General features: G+C 43.4%; 2 protein-coding genes. Both read right to left on the bottom strand.

The window, feature by feature from the left end; translation table 11 throughout:
• A partial coding sequence (locus BFP75_RS10230; RefSeq protein WP_410504083.1) for a thrombospondin type 3 repeat-containing protein occupies positions 1-2,953 on the bottom strand: 2,953 nt, incomplete at its 3' end.
• 354 nt (positions 2,954-3,307) lie between these two features.
• Positions 3,308-3,639: type IX secretion system membrane protein PorP/SprF (locus BFP75_RS10225; RefSeq protein ID WP_123803386.1), on the bottom strand; the 332-nt coding region annotated here is incomplete at its 5' end.

Genomic DNA, 3,639 nt, shown 5'->3' with positions numbered 1-3,639 from the left:
CTGTATCGGTGTCCTCGTTTTCATCCAACGGGAAGTCGTCATCCGCATCTGGAGTACCGTCGTTGTCGTCATCGGTATCTGCATTGTCCCCCGTGCCGTCGCCATCTGTATCGGTGTCCTCGTTTTCATCCAACGGGAAGTCGTCATCCGCATCTGGAGTACCGTCGTTGTCGTCATCGGTATCTGCATTGTCCCCCGTGCCGTCGCCATCTGTATCGGTGTCCTCGTTTTCATCCAACGGGAAGTCGTCATCCGCATCTGGAGTACCGTCGTTGTCGTCATCGGTATCTGCATTGTCTCCCGTGCCGTCGCCATCTGTATCGGTGTCCTCGTTTTCATCCAACGGGAAGTCGTCATCCGCATCTGGAGTACCGTCGTTGTCGTCATCGGTATCCGCGTTATCGCCTGTTCCGTCACCATCGGTATCGGTGTCCTCGTTTTCATCCAACGGGAAGTCGTCGTCTGTATCTGGCGTTCCGTCATCATCGTCATCATCATCACAAACATCTCCCTCACCATCTCCATCCGTATTAAGTTGGTCCGCATTGGCAATAGTTGGACAATTGTCCACGTTATCTTTGATACCATCATCATCGCCATCAGTTTCTTTGGTTGCGGTATCCGTAGATGAGCTTCCTTCATTTCCAACGGTATCCGTTAAGGTCACCGCTAATGTTATTATACCATCACTTAAACCGCTTAGGTCTACACCGCTAATTTGATCGCTAACAGTGATAATTGTTCCACTGCCCAAAACAGAGGTTCCACCTCCATTGCTAGTAAACGCATAGTTGTAAGTAGTCCCGACTTCGGCTCCAGAAAAAGTGAATGATGCAAGGGTTTCGTTAGTAGTATCGATTGGATCTTGGTCAATTACTACGGAGTATCCGAAGGGAGCTGTAGTATCCTTTGTTTTTGTATCTGTTGACGCATCACCTATGTTTCCGGCGTGATCTGTTAGGGTAACGGAAAGGGTAATTAATCCATCTCCCAAACCACTCAGGTCCAACCCTGTTATCTGATCGGTAGCGGTTGCAATGGTTCCCGTTCCAGTGACAGGAGTTCCGCCTGAATCGCTAGTAAGGCTGTAATTGTATGTTATTCCGATTTCTGCTCCGGAAAAAGTAAAGGATACGTTCGTTTCGTTTACAGAATCAATAGGATTTTGGTCAATGACTACGGCATATCCAGAGGGTGCCTCAGTATCTATTGTTACCAATCCGGTATCGCTATTGGTAGTACCACAACTACCATTTACAATGACCGCTCGAAAAAGGGTGGTTTCGACTAAATTGGAATATGTATATGTACTGTTGGAATTAACTATGTCGGACCAAATTATACCATTATCGGTCGATTGTTGCCATTTCTCAACAGTTCCCGTATGTCCGGTCAACGTTAAGGTTCCGGAATTACTTGTTGAGTTATGTATGCCAGAACTTACTTGACCTCCAACGGGTGGGGTGCCTGAAACAACAGTGATTTCTTTCGAATCGGATATAGCTGATGTTCCACACTCGGATATTTCCGTAATGACGCGATAGTACCAAGAACCCGTTGAAGGAATAGTTTCTTCTAAGGTAGTTGTAGTATTGGCAATATCCACCCAATTTGAATTGTCGTCTGAACGTTGCCATTTTTGGACATCACCTTCTTGCCCAGAAACGAAGAGTTCAACGTTGGATCCAGCGCAAATAGTGGTATTTTGGGCCAACACGTTTCCGGCATCCGCTTCCCTCACAAAAATTGGTGTACTGGAAGTGGTCAGATTACTACAATTTGTTGGGGCATTCGTATTCACGATTGCCCTGTAATATGTTGTTGTGGAAATATTATTGACCGTTAATGTTGTCGTGGTATTACTAATAACTGTTGGGTTGTCGATGAAGTTATTATCCGAACTCTCCCAACGGACTACCGAACCACTTAGGCCATTCAGTGTCAGCGTAGTACTGTTGGTGCCAGAGCATACAGACACCTCTCCACCACTTATATTGCCGCCTGGTGCTCCATTAATTGTGATATCTTTTGTAAAGAAAGGAGTTGCACTTAATTGGTCGTTTGGCATATCGCCAAACTCTATTATTCCAAAAATGTTAGAACTATCTGGAAAATCGTTCCAATCGCCGGCACTGGAATATACATGACCGAAAGACTCTCCAGGATTTCCATTATTATAATCGTTTGGCTCGCCGGACCGCCAGTTTTGGTATACTCCGGGAACTCCATTTCCGTTACCGTTATCCGTAGTAATCTGAGTACCCCTTTCTGGGCCGGTAACCCAATAAAATTTTCCTTCAGAAGCATTTGTATCCGCAAATAGATTATATCCCAATGCTTCGTTAATCTGGTTATGGTCGTCCGAAGCTCCCATCCAAGAATTTTGACCAACAATTCTAGTGACAAAAATGTTCTCTGCGTTAGAGGTCAGGGTTACCAAATAAGCCTCCCTGCCAAAAAATGAAAGTGAAGAGGCGGCCGCCTTGGTTGCTGTCCATGAAGTTTGTGTATCTGTGACCCTATAAAAATGGTCGTTCAAGGGATTATAGAAAGTTTCTTCCGCAACAAAGGTGACCTGCCGCGTTTCTGGCGAACAGATTGGACCGGATGTAATTGTCACATTTCTAAGAAATGTTTGCCATTCCAAAGCGGATAGAGTTCCTTTAAACACAATGGACCTCGTATTACTGTTCCAGCCACTCGTTACCACTCCTAAAGGTAATGCACCGTTGTAACCAAGCTGGTCTGTTGCAGTAAAAGAGTTAGTTATGGAAACAGTAAAATCGGTAATATCTGTACTCGAGGTAATTGTCAAATTAGGTGCTATAACAGTAGATATAGTGGCTTCAACACCTACAGATTGACTGTCGCCGGAAACTTGAATCGTTTGCGCCCGTACGACAAATAAACCAAAAATCAGAGTTGCAAAGGTTAGGTTGGTTTTTATGCTCATTTTAGTAATTTTATTACTGGTTAAGAATACAAATCTATTTATATTTGTAAGAATTTTATTATAAAAGTTGTAATCTAAATGATTTTTGTTGTATAGCTCTAATTTTGTGTTGCAAGCATCACCTATGAAACTATTTTGATAAGGACAAAAACCAATGTAATTCAACCAAAATCTCCCTTTTGCTCAGAAGAGTTCCGAAAAACCAACATATTTTAAAACTCTGATGGATTTGTGGAATGGTTTTAAAAACTTGCCGTTTTACAGGAGTAAGTAATCAGTGCTACCTAATAATTATTCCACTTCTACATATTCAACCACAGAAAATCGCTAGTCATTCTTCTAATATTAATCTGCTTATAGCCTCAGACTCATCAATATTTCATGGGTGCCGTTATCTATGTTACTTATATTGTTTTCCAGAGCCATTTCATAGGCATAACCGATGTCGATCCATCCGGTCCTGAACATAAACAGGCCGCTTATACTCTCGTTGAGACGATATGCGGCTCCTAGTCCGAATTTTCGATTGAACTCTAAGATGCCTGTTATGTCCACTGAAAGAGGGGCCGCTTCGACATAGCGAATGGATGTCGAAGGTTTAAGAAGCATGTTACTGCCCAGATTGAAATCATAGCCACCGACTAGGTACATGTGTGGCTTATCCATTCCCAATCTCGCAAGGCCGT

The sequence above is a fragment of the Maribacter sp. 4G9 genome, assembly GCF_002742265.1.
In the GTDB taxonomy this organism is placed as follows: Bacteria; Bacteroidota; Bacteroidia; order Flavobacteriales; family Flavobacteriaceae; genus Maribacter.
Note: the sequence above shows the minus strand (reverse complement) of the source record. Positions and strands in the feature narration are given on the sequence as shown.